Source organism: Streptomyces sp. NBC_01803, assembly GCF_035917415.1.
GTDB lineage: Bacteria > Actinomycetota > Actinomycetes > Streptomycetales > Streptomycetaceae > Streptomyces.
Genome location: NZ_CP109073.1, coordinates 2,558,717 through 2,573,465 on the forward strand (window position 1 = coordinate 2,558,717; position 14,749 = coordinate 2,573,465).

A 14,749-nucleotide genomic window follows, 5' to 3' on the forward strand; every position below is an offset into this window, starting at 1 on the left:
ATCGCCGGAGCACACAAGCCGCAAACTCATGATGGCGACCCGACGTGGCTCGCAGTACAGCAGTGGAGTACAGCAACCAGCGCGACGGTCACCGTCCCACATCGGCTCCAGGCGGCTCGCTGACCGGTCCGGCAGACCTCAGCGACCGCCACGCCCGTAGTTCGCAACGAGGGGGTCAGGGGTTCAAATCCCCTCAGGTCCACCGGCAGGGCCGTTCACGAATCCAGGTGTGAGCGGTTGACGAGATCCCGTCCGATCGGATTGATCGGGCGGGATCTTGGCGTTTCCAGGGCGTGTGCGAGGAGTGGACGGGGCTCGCGTGGGCGCGTGCTCAGCGGTGCGGCTCGGTGAAGACCTCGATAGGGCACCGGGCCCGGCCGGCACGTTCGATTCTGGCATCGCTGGTGATCAGTGGAACTCCGAGTCCTTCGGCCAGGGCCACATAGGTGGCGTCGTACGGCGACAGGTTGCTCCACAATTCGCGAACACGCGGCAGCACCGGCATGTGCTCCATCCTTCTGATGGGCAGGAGGGTGAAGGAGTCCCAGGCCACGTCGAGTTGGGTTGCAGTCAGCTTTCCGCCGCGGTGACGCCCACGCAGCGCCGAGGCGACCTCGACATCCAGCAGGTACGGCGCGGCCAGACGCTCCGATTCGGCACGCTTGCGCACCGCCTCCCCCACGGGACCGGCGTCTGCCACGAGGTGCACGACAGCGCCCGCGTCCACCACGATCACGTGCGCTCACGTCCCGACTCGATATCGGCCAGCACCTCGCTCGTAGACAGCCGCGCGGTCACCCGCTCCCTGATGCGGGCAATGACGTCCTCGGTAGCCGGGGTGGCCGCCTCCTGCTCCAGCAGTGTCCGGGCGTATGCCTGAAGAGACTGCCGGTTCCGGGCGGCTCTTATCTTGAGCTCGGCGAGCGCGTCGTCGGACAGGTCCCGGACGTAGAGAGTAGCCATGCGATAAATCTAGTCGCATTGCTTGCAAAATGCCAGCAAACTACAGCCTGCGCGGCCGTGCCCGCCGAGAAGCAGACAACGGGACCCACGGAGAGCTCATCACACAGCGCCTACCCGATTCAGGTCGCAGCCGAGCGTGGGAAACGATCAAGGAAGAGATGGGAAGCGATCTTGAAACCCCCGGCATGGCGCTGGTCAGACCCACTCGTGAACACCCCACCGGCAGGGCCGTTCACGAATCCAGGGGTGAGCGGTTGACGAGATCCCGTCCGATCGGATTGATCGGGCGGGATCTTGGCGTTTCCGGGGCGTGTGCGAGGTGGTGTCCCGGTCCGCTGTGGCTGCCCGCCTCGCCTCGCCTCGCTCCTGATGTCAGTTCAGCGGCTTACCGAAGGGATGTACTATTTGCCTATAAGCTTTAGGCAAATCAGAATAGGCTAGGGCAGAGGGAGAGGAAGGGTATGGCACGTGTAGGACTGACCACGCAACGCCTGGCACAGGCGGGAGCCGAACTGGCTGACGAGGTCGGCTTCGACCAGGTCACGGTCTCGGCCCTCGCCAGGCGGTTCGATGTCAAGGTCGCGAGTCTGTACTCGCACCTGCGGAACTCCCAGGACCTCAGGACAAAGATCGCCCTGCTCGCTCTGGAGGAACTCGCCGACCGGGGCGCTGCCGCCCTGGCCGGGCGGGCCGGCAAGGATGCCCTGACCGCCTTCGCGAACGTCTACCGCGACTACGCCCGGGAGCACCCCGGCCGCTACGCCGCGGCCCAGATGAGGCTCGCCCCGGAGACGGCCGCCGCCAGCGCCGGCGGCAGGCACGCACAGATGACCCGGGCGATCCTGCGCGGCTACGACCTTTCGGAGCCGGACCAGACGCACGCGGTCCGTCTGCTGGGCAGTGTCTTCCATGGCTACGTCAGCTTGGAAATGGGGGGCGGGTTCAGCCACAGCACCCCGGACACACAGGAAACCTGGTCACGAGTCCTGGACGCCCTCGACATCCTGCTGCGGAAGTGGCCCGCGCCCTGACCGGGGCCCTGACCCGCGCCCTGACCGGCCGGAGGCCCCCGCCTGGGCGCGCACCGGCGAAGCCGCACACACCAGACCATTGATCAACAGGTTGAGACCATGGACACCAAGCACCACTGGATCGCCACACCCGTCACCGAGGACTTCCTGCGCGGTGCCCTCGCACTGGAGCGCACCGAGCGCGGTGTGCTGCCGCATCGGCTGCCCGCGTGGGCCCGCGCCCAGTGCCCGGACTGGCAGCTGGCCATGGCGGAGTCCCAGCCGTCGGGCGTGCGGCTGGTCTTCCGCACCCGGGCCACCGCTGTCGAACTGGACACGCTGCCCACCAAACGGGTCTACGTGGGTGTCCCGCCGCGCCCGGACGGCGTGTACGACCTGCTCGTCGACGGCCACCTGACCGGCCAGGCCGGCGTGACGGGCGGCAACACCCTGGTCATCGACATGACCACCGGGACCGCCGAGCATCAGCCGGGACCGGTCGGCACCCTCCGATTCACCGGCCTGCCCGACCGTGTCAAGGACGTTGAGGTCTGGCTGCCGCACAACGAGACCACCGAGCTCGTCGAACTGCGCACCAACGCCCCCGTCGAGCCCACACCGGCTGGGGGCCGCAGGGTGTGGCTGCACCACGGCAGTTCGATCAGCCACGGCTCCAACGCGGCAAGCCCCACACACACGTGGCCCGCGCTGGCCGGCGCCCTCGGAGGCGTGGAGCTGATCAACCTGGGCCTGGGCGGCAGCGCCCTGCTCGACCCCTTCACCGCCCGCACCCTGCGTGACACCCCGGCGGACCTGATCAGCGTCAAGCTCGGCATCAACCTCGTCAACGCCGACCTGATGCGCCTGCGAGCCTTCACACCGGCCGTGCACGGCTTTCTCGACACCATCCGCGAGGGACACCCCGCCACGCCGCTCCTGGTCGTCTCACCCCTCCTGTGCCCCATCCATGAGGACACCCCCGGCCCCAGCGCCCCGGATCTCGGCAGCCTCAGCGCGGGCGAGCTCACGTTCCGCGCGGCGGGCGATCCCGCGGAACGGGCCGCCGGGAAGCTGACCCTCAGCCTCATCCGGGACGAGCTGGCACGCGTCGTGAAGCAGCGGGCGGCGGACGACCCGAACCTGCACTACCTCGACGGTCGCGACCTCTACGGAGAGGCGGACTTCGCCGAGCTGCCGCTGCCCGACCAGCTCCACCCGGACGCCGCCGCCCACCGCCGCATCGGCGAACGATTCGCCGCCCTGGCCTTCGCTCCCGGCGGCCCGTTCACTACCGCGTCCGCCTGAGACACCCACGTCCTGAGTTGCCCCCGGGAGGAGCGGAGCCGACGGCCGTGGGAGGGGCACACGATCAGCCGTCGGGCGGGCCGCCGTACCGGACGGACGAAGGCGGCGGACCACGGACGTCCATCAGCGAGGCCGGGTGGCGATGCCGCCCTCGGTGGGTGGACCCGGTTCGGTGTCCGGGTGGGCGGTGTCGCCGGCCCCGGAGGAGCGGTCGTCCGGATCATCGTGGTGAGGTGCGCGGAGCCGCGTCCGCGGGCGGTGGCGTCCTCAGCCCGCCGCCGCCCGGTAGGGGCGGAAGAACGAGCGCGGCTCCTCCGCGCAGGGCTCGGACTCCTCGAACGGCGCGAAGTGCCCACCGCGCGCGGGCTCGGTCACGCGCACGACGGCGGATACCGGCGCTCGGGGGCGGGCCCGCGCTTCGACCCCGCACTCCGCCCGAACTCGCGGTCGCCTTGCCCCGAGGTGTCCCGCCGTCCCCTCCCTGGAGCAGTCGGCGGGCCTCGCTCGTGCTCCACGGTACGGTGCTCGACAGGGGCGACGGGATCGTGCCGCCGGCGGCGCCTGGTGGCCACCGGGCTGCTGGAATGGGGTCGTTCCCGCATGAGCGGCGGCGGTCAGCGACAGGGAGGACCCATCATGGCCACCACTCCGTCCGGCCCCCCGCGGGACGATGCCCAGGACCGTGTACGCGGTGCCATCGCGATCCTCCAGGGCGATCTGGCCCGTTCGGACAGCCAGGCCAGCCTGCTGCTGGCCCTGACCGGGGCCGCGCTCGCGGCGCTGGTCTCGGCGGTCGCGAGCCTCGACCTGTCCGCTCCCGCCGTCGTCGCCGGAGCCCTCAGCGCCGTCGCGCTGCTGACCGCGATCGCGATCCTCCTGATCGCGGTGCGCCCGGATCTCAGCGGCACCGGCTGGACGACCTGGCCCGGGCTGAGCGACGAGCAACTGCACGACCGGCTGGCGACGGGCCATCTGGTGGAGCACGCACGGCACATGGCCACGCTGGCGGTGCGGAAGTTCCGCCGCATCCGCGCGGCGGTCGACTGCATGCTCGTCGGGCTCGCGCTGCTCGCCCTCACCTCGTTCCTCGCCGTGACGGACTGACCGGCGAACGGGACTATGGCGTTCGGAATTTCGTCATCCGGTGGAGAACACGGGCGGTCCGGACCGCCTTTCGGATCGCGCGGTTGCGGCGGAGGGAGGGGGCCTTGAGGGGGGCGCCGCCGGGCAGGTCGAGGGCGGTGAGGCGGCGTCGTTTGAAGTAGCGGTGGTTCTCGGCGAGATGGGATCGCAGCCAGGCGGTGGCCTCGGGGCGGAGGGCCGGATAGCGCGTGGGCTGCATGCAGTAGCCCACCGTCCGGATCAGGGAGGTGAATTCCGGCGGGGGCGCGGTGGTGCCGGGGAGTTCCAGGTCGGGGAGGAGGGCGTCGACGATCGTCAGGGGGACGCGGTTGCTGTTCTCGTAGGGGGCGACGCGCTCAAGGAGCAGTTCGGTGCCGACGCGGGCCGTCGGGATGCCGAACAGGGCGGACGCGGTCATCAGGGCCGTGGAGAAGCAGCCGACGACCAGGCGGGGGCGCAGGTGGGCGAAGAGGGTCTCGGCGAGGAGCGGGGTCTCCAGGACGGTCAGGTGGACGCCGAGTTCGTCCGCCGTCCGTTCCAGGGTGTCCGCGATCCGGGCGGGGGCCGTGGGGTGCGGTTTGAACAGGACCGATGTGTGGCCGCGGGCGGTGGCGCCGCGCAGCATGCGCGCGTGCAGGTCCTCCTCCTCCGCCTCGGTGATGAGGCCGAGCGCGGAGAGGTACTGGCCGAGGAGGATCGCGGTGGGCGGCGGGCCGGGGGGCAGGGCCCGGTCGACGGCGGCGGTGCCGGCCTCGCCGATCGCGGTCAGCACGCGCCGGAAGGAGTCGCCGGGGATGGCGACCGGCTCGACGTCGTACTCGCTCAGCAGCAGCGGGCGCAGTCCGGGCACCAGGACGGGGTGGAGGAGCCGGCGGATCCGGCCGCTCACGGCGGGCGGAAGCGTGTCGCGGGTCGGCCCGTAGCTCATCAGGCCGTCGGCGTAGATGTCGATCGGGGCGTCGGCGAAGATCGTGGCGAACGCGCGGGACGGGTTGACCTGGATGGACTCGCAGGCGATGGCGACCGGCTTCTCGCCCAATTCCCAGGCGGAGCGCAGCATCTGTTCCCACATCCCGGCGTCCTCGGGGCGCGGTGACCAGTCGGCGGGGTGATGGGGGGCGATGATCGCGTTCCAGGAGTGGAGCGCGTCGAACTCGCCGGCTATCGCCTCGAATCCGGTGATCCGGTCCAGGGGCACGGTCAGTTCGGGGATGCGGGCGGTGTTGCCGACCACCAGCAGGCGGCGGTGGGCGCGGGGGGCGCCGAAAAGTCCGGAACGGATCGCGGCGGCCAGGGTGGCGGCGCCGTACTGGGTGGTCGCGAGGAAGATCTGCGTCATCCGATGACGCTCCGCCTGCCGCCGTGCAGCCTGCGCAGGGTGTGGGCCCGGTCCGCGTTCATGCCGGCGAGAACGGCGTTGAGGTGTTCGTGGGGGATGCGGCGCAGTGCCTGGGCGCTGAGCTCTTTGAGGCTGCGCTTCACGGACCGCTCCAGCCGCTGGGTGTTCGCCAGGTGGTGGAGGATCACGGCGCAGTAGTTACGGATGGCCTTGGGGCGCAGCAGGTCGGCCTCGTGGTCGTGCTCCAGCTCGGCCAGGACCTGGTCGAAGGCCCGGAGGAAGTCGAGCTGCCGCATATCGCCCACCTGGGTGAGGGAGGTGGTGATGCCGCGGCGGTAGAAGACGCCGTAGAGGCTGGGGACCAGGTAGGAGTCGGCGCGCCGGTGCAGGTTCCAGATCCAGGGGCGGTCCTCGGCGGTGTGCAGCCCGTCGGGGAAACGCAGCAGGCCGCGGTCGAGCAGTCGGCGGTGGTAGACGCCCGCCCAGGAGTAGGGGTAGTCCACCATGGTGGCTCTGTGCACGGGGAGGATGGACTCGCGCGGGCTGAGCGGAACGTTGCGCCGCGCGGCCGGGGCACGCCAGAGCTTCCGCCGCAGGCCGGTGACCCGCACGTGGTCGGTGCGCACGAAGTCCACGTCGTGGCGCTGGATGACGTCGAGCAGCTTCGGCAGGTAGCCGCGGCCCAGCCAGTCGTCCCCGTCGAGGAAGGTGATGTAGCGCCCGCCGGCCTCGTCGAGCCCCCTGTTCCGGGCCGAGGCGGGGCCCTCGTTGTCCTCCTGCCGGAGCACCGTCGCGCGCTTGCCGAGCCGGTGCGCCGAGGCGCGGAGGGCTTCGGCGGTGCCGTCCGTGGAGGCGTCGTCGACGAAGAGGAATTCGAAGTCGTCCCGCGCGTTGTTGGCCAGGCTGGTCACCGCGTCGGCCAGGAAGGGGCGGACGTTGCAGCAGAGGATGATGACGGAAAGCGACAGTTGTGTAGCCATGGGTCACCACTGGGTGTGCGGGAAACTCTCCGGGCTCGCCCTTGTAGCTGACCACGGCCCGCCGTCCGTCGCCAGCCGGCCGACCCACGGGTGGGGGTCGGCGGGGCGCGATGGTGGTGCCGGTGCCGGTGCCGGTGGCGGCGGTGGCGGTGGCCGACGGGGGCGCCGCGGGCTCGACCGGGGTGCCGGTGATCGATCCCCTGCCCTGGCCGTGCACGGCGGGGGGCAGGGGCGCGATGGTGGTGGCGGCGGTGGCGGTGGCGGTGGCGGTGGCGGTGGCCGACGGGGGCGCCGCGGGCTCGACCGGGGTGCTGGTGATCGATCCCCTGCCTGGCTGTGCACGGCGGCGGGCGAATGTCCCGTGGTCGTGGGGAACACCTTCGTCTACCGCGACGACAACCATGTGAGCGCGGCGTACGCGGAGGCCGTCGCGCCCGTGCTGGGTGACCGGATCTCCGGGCTCCTCGCCCCGGGGATCGTGAACTCCCGCCCTGGGGACGGTTGATGGCTTGAGACCGTCGGTGAGGTTCTGGCCAATTCCTGGCGTGCGGGTGACGTGCGGAATGGGGTCGGGTCGTGTGGAGAGCGCGAGGTGGGGGCGGTTGGGGCGGCTGGGACAAGTGGCCCCGGACTGGCCGGGAATGACGGGAGACACGCCCGCGCGCCCGCTCCCCGGCAACCGCGGGGGCGGGTGGGGGGTCGTAGGGGGTGAAGCTGCCGCCGAATTCGGTCGGTGACGGCATGGGGGACTTACACGGGGATCGAACGTGACCGACATCATCGACCACACGGCTGTCGAAGGACCGGAAACCGGCGAGGAGAGCAGCTCGCCGGAGAGCGGGGCGACCGTTCAGGAAGCGTTAGTGGACCAGGTGGGCGGACTCACCCCGTTCCTGGACGCGCTGCGGATTCCGCCGACGCTGCGCCCCGGGCGCGAGCAGATGGAGATCGCGCTGCGATCGACCTGGGTGCGGCTCCACTCGGAAATGGCGCCGACCCATGTCTGGACGTACGAGGGGTACTTCCCCGGGCCGACCATCGAGGTGCGACGCGGGCAGCGGATCCGGGTCGCCTGGACCAACCTCATCGACGGCCCGTATCCCGCGGCGGCGGGGGTGGCTCCGCTGGTCGACGGCGGGCTGCCGGCCAGCGCCGTGCCCGGCCGGGGCACCGACTTCACGGAGACGAAGGAGGTCGCCGACCTCCCGGCCTGGATCGTCACCCACCTGCACGGCGCGGTCACGGGCGGGGGCAACGACGGCTGGACGGAGAACGGGGTCCCGCGCGGCGACGCGCAGCTGTCGGAGTATCCGAACGACCAGCCCGCCACGGCCCTTTGGTACCACGACCACGTGCTGAACGTGACACGCTGGACCGTCTTCGCGGGGCTGGCCGGCATGTACCTGGTCCGGGACGAGGAGGAAGAGGCACTGAACCTGCCGAGCGGGAAGCACGAGATCCCGCTGGTGCTGGCCGACCGCAACTTCGAGTTGGGCGGCGACGGACAGCCCACCGGCGAGCTGCTCTACAAGGTGCCGAGCCTGCCCTTCCCGGACCCGGAGTCGGGCGAGAGCATCACCATTCCCTTCACCGGCCCCTACACGCTGGTCAACGGCGTGGTGTGGCCGCATCTGGAGGTCGAGCCGCGCTGGTACCGGTTCCGGCTGCTGAACGGCGCGAGCGCGCGGACGTTCGACCTCGTGCTGCTCGACGAGACGGGGCAGCCGGTGCGGGGCGCGATCAAGCAGATCGGCTCCGACGGCGGGCTGTTGCCCCGCGCGGTCCCGGTGGACTTCGACGCCGCCCTCCCCCGGTTGAGCGTGGCGCCGGCCGAACGCATGGATCTGCTCATCGACTTCAGGGCGCTGCGCGGCAAGACGCTGCGGCTGGTGAACGTCGGCCCGAACGTCGCGCCCGGCGACGCGGACCCGGTGGGCAACGTGCCCTTCCCGCAAGTCATGGAGTTCCGGGTGGGGGCCAAGGCGGTGCCGGACCGGTTCGTGCTGCCCGGTGTCGTCTCCTCCTCCTTCCGTCGGCTGGCCCACGACACGCCGCACGGACACCGGCTCGTCGTGCTCACGCCGCCCGGCACCACGGGCGGCCGGGGGCACCAGGAGATGTGGGAGATGGCGGAGGTCCCCGAGGGCTCGGTCGAGGTGCCGTCCAACGGCGTGATCCAGGTGACGGACGGGGGCGGCCGGACGCGGACCTACCGCCGGATAGCCCGGACGTTCGACGACGCGCTCAACTTCAAGATCGCGCATGGCGCTTACGAGCAGTGGAGCTTCCTGAACCTGGGCGGTCCGCCGCACCCGATGCACATCCACCTGACCACGTTCCAGCTCATGGGGCGCGACGCCTACCAGGTGACCGGGTTCGATCCCGTGCTGGGCGGCACGCGCGAGCCGATCGCGTTCGACCCGGGTGTCGCGATCCCGCTCGCGCCGAACGAGCGCGGCGGGAAGGATGTCGTGCAGGTCCCGGCCGGGCAGATGGTGCGGGTCATGGGCCAGTTCGCGGGGGCGCACGGGCGGTTCATGTACCACTGCCACCTGTTGGAGCACGAGGACATGGGCATGATGCGACCGTTCGTCGTCATGCCGCGTGAGGTCCTGAAGTTCGACCACAATCCGGGGCACGGCGGGCACTGAGCCGCGAGCCCCGGAACGGGCGGGTCCCGTCCGGTCGTCGCGATCGGGCGGGACCGCATGTGTCAGGGAAGAAGTCGGGGCGCGAGCCGTTCCAGTCGGTCCACGGTGGCGGGCGGGTCGGCCGCCAGGGGGTGCGGCAGCACGTGGTCGGCTCCGACCGGCCAGGTGCTCGCGCGGGCGGGCGGCCACGGTGGCTCGTCGCCCCAGGCCAGGTGGCGTCGATGAGCCGGTCACCGCGCGCGGACACCGGCGCCCTTGGCCGGCGTCGCTCGGTTCGGAGAACAGTCCGCCCGTGGCCGTTCACCACACCGACGTGACGGACTCGTCGGCGGCGGGAATGGCCGGACCGCGCGGGGGGTTGCCATTCCATGGCTTGCCACGGACAACATATGGCAAGCAATGCACAAGCCATACAAAGGAGCCGCGCGGTGGAGAAGGTGGAAGTCCGACGGGACTTCGAGCGGCGGGAGTCGCTCGGGTATCAGGTCAACCACCTCGCGAGGCTGCTCGCCCAGGCGCTGCGGGCCCGGATCGAGCCGCACGGGATCGTGCCGGGGCAGTTCGCGCAGCTTCTCGCTCTGTATGAGGAAGACGGGCTCACCCAGCAGGAGTTGTGCGCGCGGGTGCGCGTCGACCAGTCGACCATGGCACACACGCTCAAGCGCATGGAGCGCGACGGCCTGATCCATCGCGCACCCGATCCGGACGACCGGCGGCGGGCCATCATCACGCTCTCGGACCGGGCCTGGGAGGTGCGGCCGGCGCTGGTGCGGGCCGCGCTGGAGGTGAACGCCACCGCCACCGAGGGGCTCGGCGACAGCGAGGTGGCGGCGCTCATGGACGTCGTCGCCCGGCTGATCCGGAATCTTGAGGCGTAGGAGGAGTAGGAGGAGCAGAAGGAGGGAGGCACAGGGATGTCCCGGCGACTTCTCCCGCGGCGAGCGCATCTCACCGCGGGACTCATCGGCTTTCCGCTCATTCTGACGTTCTGGACCAGCACGGCGCCGTCGAGCTCTTCGGGTCGGCCGACGACGTGGCGGCGGTGAGGCGAGCCATCGCCTGGGGACTCCTCGCGCTCGTACCGGCGTTGGCCGCCACCGGGGCGATCGGGTTCCGTCTGACGGGCGTTCGGCCGATCCGCGGGAGGTCGCCACGAAGCGCCGGATGCCCGTGATCACCGGGGCTGGGTCTGCTGGTGCTGACGCCCGCGGTCCGCTATCCGGCCGCCGCGACGGCGCGTGATGACTTCGACGCCGCTTACACCTTCGTTCAGGCCGTGGAACTTCTCGCCGGGCCCACCGACTTGACGCTCATGTCGCTGAACATCGCGACGGGCCGCACCTGTCGAGGAAACCGTCGGCTCAGCGCGCCAACGCCCGTAATCCACACCGGAGCCGCACGAACGGAAACGCCGGCCTTGACATCCACATCTGTGGACGAAGGCCGACGCCGCGTTCGGGGGCTTTCCCGACTCAGACGAGGCAGCCGAGGAAGAGGACGGCTTCAGCAAGCAGTTCGGTGAGCATAACGACTCCCGGAGGGGTAGACGGATGTCACGAGTGTGAACCCATGTGACCGGACGCGACTGGTTTAGCACGCCGCCTACGCCCCCTCCATCCTCCTCGGGCAGATTCATCAGCGGCTCCGCGTGTCCGCGCCCCTGGCATAAAGATCTGCTCAACCTCCGATGAATAAAACGGTGTTCAGCCTGTTCACGCTTGCCCTCGGCACCGGGAATCCCTTTGTGGCCCACTCGTGGCGAGAGTGGGAATACTGTGCCGAAATATCGCGAGGTCAGGATATCCGGCGCGGAACGGCGGGCCCGGATCCATAAGCCGTCACCACAGCCTGGGCGCGGTCGCGCACCTCCAGTTCGCGCGGCAGCCTGCTCACACGGGTCTTGACCGTCTCCCCGCCGACGACGAGGCGGGCGGCGATCTCGGCGCTGGACAGGCCCCGCCCGATCAGGCGCAGCAGTCCCGCGATCCGCCGGCCCCGTTCCTCGGCCCTGCCTGGGTGATCAACGCGACCCGATGCACACAGGTTTGTCGGTTGAAGCGGAAGCCGCACATGGGGGCAGGACGGGCGTCGGCAGGGCGGGGCCGGGATCACGGGACAGCCTTCAGGGCGCGTCCGCGTGGCCGAGGGAGCGGCCGGGGGCGACGCGGTCGCGGACCAGGCGCTTGACCGCCGTGGGTTCGGGGAAGCCCTGCGTCTTGCGGTCCCATACGGTCTCCCCGTCGACGCGGACCGCGAAGACACCGCCGGTGCCGGGGACGAGGGCGACCTCGGTGAGGTCGGTCTCGAAGGTGCTCAGCAACTCCTGCGCCAGCCAGGCCGCCCTCGGCAGCCAGCGGCACTGGGTGCAGTACTCGATCCGGACTTCGTGCTTCACGGTCATGACGACCATTGTGTGCCCCCGTCCGCGCGCGCGGACGGGGGCGGGGCCGGGCCGGGGGTCGTGTCAGGGGAGCATGACCCCGTACGCCTGTGCCGCTTCGACGACCGGCTGGAAGAACGTGGTGCCGCCGGAGGTGCAGTTCCCGCTGCCGCCGGAGGTCAGGCCGAGGCCGATGGTGCCGGAGTACAGCGGGCCGCCGCTGTCGCCGGGCTCGGCGCAGATGTTGGTCCTGATCAGGCCGGAGACGATGTCACCGTTGCCGTAGTCCACGGTGTAGTTGAGCCCGTTGACCGAGCCGCAACGCACGCCGGTGGTGCTGCCGCTGCGGCAGGCGGACTGCCCGACGAACGGGTTCTGCAGCGAAGTGATCGTCTGCGAGCCGCCGTTGTACAGGTTCACCGTGCTGGGGACGCCGGCCGGCTGCGGGTCGTACCGCACCAAGCCGTAGTCGTTGCCGGGGAACGAGGACGCCTGCGTGTAGCCGATCCAGTTCACGCCGTCGTTCCACAGCGGGTACGGGGGCGTGGGGCCGTACGGGTCGTCGGTGCAGTGCCCGGCGGTCAGGAAGTAGAAGACGCCGCCGGCCTTGACGTTGAACCCGAGCGAGCAACGCCAGCCCAGGTCCGCGTAGATGGCGTCGCCACCCTGCAGGTACTGCTGGAACCTGCCCTCGGTGCGCTCGATGGTGAGGGCGCCGGAGAGGGCACCGGCGCCGCGCTTGATCCGCGCTGTCTCGGAGCGGGAGACCGACTCGTCGGCCAGCACGACGACCGTGCCGGACTCCGCGTCGACGGCCCACGCCGTCCCGCTGACGTCGGCCGCGTCGACGGCCTCGGCCGCGCGGTCGAGCTCCGACGAGCTGTACGTCGTCGCCCCGCCCGCGTCGGCCGCGGCGATGCCCGGCGTGACGAAGGCCGCCAGGGCCAGCAGGCCCGACGCCACGGCGGTCAGCCGTAAGCCCCGGACGACCCGGTGGTGGGGGTTGGTGCGCTTCGATCTCACGGATTTCCTCCCGGAGGATTTCTTCGGTCCGTTGGGTGTGCGGACGTGTGAGGCGTGGCCGCGGACACCCAGATGAGTCATGTCCACGACAAGCGCTACACAGAGTGTTCCCACCGTCGCCGCATTTGCCAAGGAGGTCTTTCAGCCACGCTCAGCACTCGGCCGACCGCGCACCGCCCCCGGGTCGCACCCGGGGGTCAGCCGACGGCGTTGCGCAGCACGACCCACAGCAGCGCCGTGCCGAGCACGGCGGCGATCCCGCGACGCCCGAGGCGCGGGCGGTAACGGCGGCCCCGCAGGCCCTCGTACAGCCAGCGGCCCCCGAACCACGCGCCCAGCGGCAGACCGAGAAGCAGCAGCGCCGCGTTGTCGTGCAGGGCCGCCGCGAGGTCGCCGTGCAGGAGGTCGTAGGCCATCCGGGTGCCGCCGCAAGCCGGACAGAGCAGGCCGGTGGCCCAGTTCACCGGGCAGCGCGGCAGGAGCCGGCCGCCCTCGTGCGGGTTGACGCGCCACAGATACCCGGCGGCCACCAGCCCCGACGTGAGCGCCGCCAGCGGTGGGGCCGCCGGGTGGGACGGCCACCGGTTCACCCTCATGGCCGACCCGTCAGCTCCGCAGGACGAGGCCGTTGGAGTCGGTCCGGTCCTCGCTCGCCAGGAAGATCGCGCCGTCGACGATGGCCCAGATGCCCAGGCCGCCGCAGGTCAGGAGCTGGGCGATGGCGATGCCGACGTGGCCGGTGTAGAAGCGCCCCACGCCGAAGGTGCCGAGGAGGAGTTGGAGCACGCCCGCGAGGATCTTGGACTTGGGTGGAGTACCGCCGGCCGTACCGGTCGTAGCCGTAGGGGGCGGTCGGGTCGAACGGGTACGCCGCCGGATAGGCGCCGGGGAACGGGCCCGGTGGCGGGTACGGGCCGGGTGGCGGATAGGCGCCGGGGAACGGGCCCGGTGGCGGGTACGGGCCGGGTGGCGGATAGGCGCCGGGGAACGGGCCCGGTGGCGGGTACGGGCCGGGCGGGGGCGCGTAACCGCCGGAGTGCGGGCCGGGCGCGGGAGGCGGGGCTGAGGCCCGCCCTGGCCCCGGGGGCTGGCCCTGCTTCCGGTCCTCACCGTCGTCGGGCCCCCAGGCGTAACCGGAGCCGCCCGGGCCGCCGGGACCGCCGGGACCGCCCGGACCGCCGGGGCGCGGCTGGGAGCCCGGTCGGTAGGCGAACGGGTCACGCTCCTGCGGATCGGACATTTTCCCCCCAGGGAACGGATGTACGGGCGAACGGGTGACCGGTCGCGAACCGCACGCCGCACCGGATCGCCCCCTGCCATACTGCCAGCCGCGCCCGGCGTCCGGCGCGTCCGGCGCCCGGCGTCCGGCACGCCCGGCGCCCGTCAGCCGTCGCCGCCCGCGCCCAGGGCCCGCGCCACGGCTGCCTCCGGGGTCGGCGCGTGGTCGATGCCCGGGACCTCCCGTCCGTCCCCGTCCAGCACCCGCCAGCCGCCGAGGGAGACCACCGGCACGACGGCGTCCTCCCGGCGCCTGGCGAGGGCGATCTCGCTGAGCGTGCCCCACGAGCCGCCGACCACGACGACCGCGTCCGCGCTGCCCGCGATGATCGCGTTGCGGGCCTCGCCCATGCCGGTCACCAGGACGACGGACAGGTCGGGAGAGGCACCCACGCGGGTGGCGTTCGGCCGGACACCGATCACCAGACCGCCGGCGGCGCGCGCTCCCGCCGCGGCTGCGGCCATCACCCCGCCGCCGCCGCCACAGATCACCAGCGCGCCGCGCTCGGCGAGCAACCGGCCCACCGCGCGGGCGGCGGCGGCCTCCTCTGGCGTGCACTCCCCCGGGCCGCAGACGGCCACCTGACAGGGCATCGGTTCCTCCTCGTCGCTCGCCGGACCGGCCACGCCCGCGTTTGGGGCAATCCGGACGCGGGCCGCCCGGAGCTGTCACGGTGTGGCCGTTCATGTTGCTATCC

The 14,749-nt window shown here is 71.5% G+C and carries 16 protein-coding genes; 6 read left to right on the forward strand and 10 right to left on the reverse strand.

The features are described from left to right. Nucleotides 1–331: 331 nt before the first annotated feature. Both OIE51_RS11110 and OIE51_RS11115 read right to left on the reverse strand, forming a co-directional pair. Nucleotides 332–736 carry a type II toxin-antitoxin system VapC family toxin gene (locus OIE51_RS11110; protein WP_326597352.1) on the reverse strand — a complete coding sequence of 135 codons (405 nt, stop codon included), beginning with the start codon at nucleotides 734–736 and terminating at the stop codon, nucleotides 332–334. After that, on the reverse strand, nucleotides 733–963 hold the full coding sequence (locus tag OIE51_RS11115; protein ID WP_326597354.1) for a FitA-like ribbon-helix-helix domain-containing protein: 231 nt from the start codon (nucleotides 961–963) through the stop codon (nucleotides 733–735). The genes OIE51_RS11110 and OIE51_RS11115 overlap by 4 nt, the downstream gene beginning before the upstream one ends. A gap of 461 nt (nucleotides 964–1,424) precedes the next feature. Here OIE51_RS11115 and OIE51_RS11120 point away from each other — a divergent pair, with 461 nt between their 5' ends. The 3 genes from OIE51_RS11120 (at nucleotide 1,425) to OIE51_RS11130 (ending at nucleotide 4,382) form a co-directional block, all read left to right on the forward strand. Next, nucleotides 1,425–1,994 (forward strand): TetR/AcrR family transcriptional regulator, encoded by a 570-nt coding sequence (locus OIE51_RS11120; RefSeq protein WP_326597355.1) that lies wholly within the window; start codon nucleotides 1,425–1,427, stop codon nucleotides 1,992–1,994. A gap of 99 nt (nucleotides 1,995–2,093) precedes the next feature. Next, nucleotides 2,094–3,278 carry a GDSL-type esterase/lipase family protein gene (locus tag OIE51_RS11125; RefSeq protein WP_326597357.1) on the forward strand — a complete coding sequence of 395 codons (1,185 nt, stop codon included), beginning with the start codon at nucleotides 2,094–2,096 and terminating at the stop codon, nucleotides 3,276–3,278. A gap of 636 nt (nucleotides 3,279–3,914) precedes the next feature. After that, nucleotides 3,915–4,382 carry a Pycsar system effector family protein gene (locus OIE51_RS11130; protein ID WP_326597359.1) on the forward strand — a complete coding sequence of 156 codons (468 nt, stop codon included), beginning with the start codon at nucleotides 3,915–3,917 and terminating at the stop codon, nucleotides 4,380–4,382. A 13-nt stretch (nucleotides 4,383–4,395) separates the two neighbouring features. Here OIE51_RS11130 and OIE51_RS11135 read toward each other — a convergent pair whose 3' ends face one another. Together OIE51_RS11135 and OIE51_RS11140 are read right to left on the reverse strand one after the other, a co-directional pair. Beyond that, the gene (locus OIE51_RS11135; RefSeq protein ID WP_326597361.1) at nucleotides 4,396–5,739 is read right to left on the reverse strand and encodes a polysialyltransferase family glycosyltransferase; all 1,344 of its coding nucleotides are present in this window, start codon (nucleotides 5,737–5,739) and stop codon (nucleotides 4,396–4,398) included. Next, a complete protein-coding gene (locus OIE51_RS11140; RefSeq protein ID WP_326597363.1) occupies nucleotides 5,736–6,719 on the reverse strand; it encodes a glycosyltransferase family 2 protein in 984 nt (327 codons plus the stop codon). Before OIE51_RS11140 ends, OIE51_RS11135 begins: the two co-directional genes overlap by 4 nt. Here OIE51_RS11140 and OIE51_RS26925 point away from each other — a divergent pair. The 3 genes from OIE51_RS26925 (at nucleotide 6,718) to OIE51_RS11155 (ending at nucleotide 10,248) form a co-directional block, all read left to right on the forward strand. Beyond that, nucleotides 6,718–7,224 (forward strand): SGNH hydrolase domain-containing protein, encoded by a 507-nt coding sequence (locus OIE51_RS26925; protein ID WP_442811903.1) that lies wholly within the window; start codon nucleotides 6,718–6,720, stop codon nucleotides 7,222–7,224. The two genes, OIE51_RS11140 and OIE51_RS26925, sit on opposite strands and share 2 nt — an antisense overlap. A gap of 262 nt (nucleotides 7,225–7,486) precedes the next feature. Then, a complete protein-coding gene (locus tag OIE51_RS11150; protein WP_442811904.1) occupies nucleotides 7,487–9,370 on the forward strand; it encodes a multicopper oxidase family protein in 1,884 nt (627 codons plus the stop codon). 428 nt (nucleotides 9,371–9,798) lie between these two features. Further along, complete coding sequence (locus OIE51_RS11155) at nucleotides 9,799–10,248, forward strand: MarR family winged helix-turn-helix transcriptional regulator (protein ID WP_326597367.1); 450 nt, start codon at nucleotides 9,799–9,801, stop codon at nucleotides 10,246–10,248. 916 nt (nucleotides 10,249–11,164) lie between these two features. Here OIE51_RS11155 and OIE51_RS26930 read toward each other — a convergent pair. From OIE51_RS26930 to OIE51_RS11185, 6 genes are all read right to left on the reverse strand, one after another. Next, complete coding sequence (locus OIE51_RS26930; RefSeq protein WP_442811905.1) at nucleotides 11,165–11,482, reverse strand: response regulator transcription factor; 318 nt, start codon at nucleotides 11,480–11,482, stop codon at nucleotides 11,165–11,167. 10 nt (nucleotides 11,483–11,492) lie between these two features. Continuing rightward, a complete protein-coding gene (locus tag OIE51_RS11165) occupies nucleotides 11,493–11,771 on the reverse strand; it encodes a SelT/SelW/SelH family protein (protein ID WP_326597368.1) in 279 nt (92 codons plus the stop codon). Nucleotides 11,772–11,834: 63 nt separating this feature from the next. After that, the gene (locus OIE51_RS11170) at nucleotides 11,835–12,773 is read right to left on the reverse strand and encodes a S1 family peptidase (protein ID WP_326597370.1); all 939 of its coding nucleotides are present in this window, start codon (nucleotides 12,771–12,773) and stop codon (nucleotides 11,835–11,837) included. A gap of 197 nt (nucleotides 12,774–12,970) precedes the next feature. Continuing rightward, the gene (locus tag OIE51_RS11175; protein ID WP_326597372.1) at nucleotides 12,971–13,369 is read right to left on the reverse strand and encodes a DUF2752 domain-containing protein; all 399 of its coding nucleotides are present in this window, start codon (nucleotides 13,367–13,369) and stop codon (nucleotides 12,971–12,973) included. Between the two features lie 10 nt (nucleotides 13,370–13,379). Next, nucleotides 13,380–13,559 carry a TM2 domain-containing protein gene (locus OIE51_RS11180; protein WP_326597373.1) on the reverse strand — a complete coding sequence of 60 codons (180 nt, stop codon included), beginning with the start codon at nucleotides 13,557–13,559 and terminating at the stop codon, nucleotides 13,380–13,382. Between the two features lie 597 nt (nucleotides 13,560–14,156). After that, nucleotides 14,157–14,645, reverse strand: coding sequence for an LOG family protein (locus OIE51_RS11185; RefSeq protein WP_326597374.1), 489 nt, complete (start codon nucleotides 14,643–14,645; stop codon nucleotides 14,157–14,159). Nucleotides 14,646–14,749: the final 104 nt, after the last annotated feature.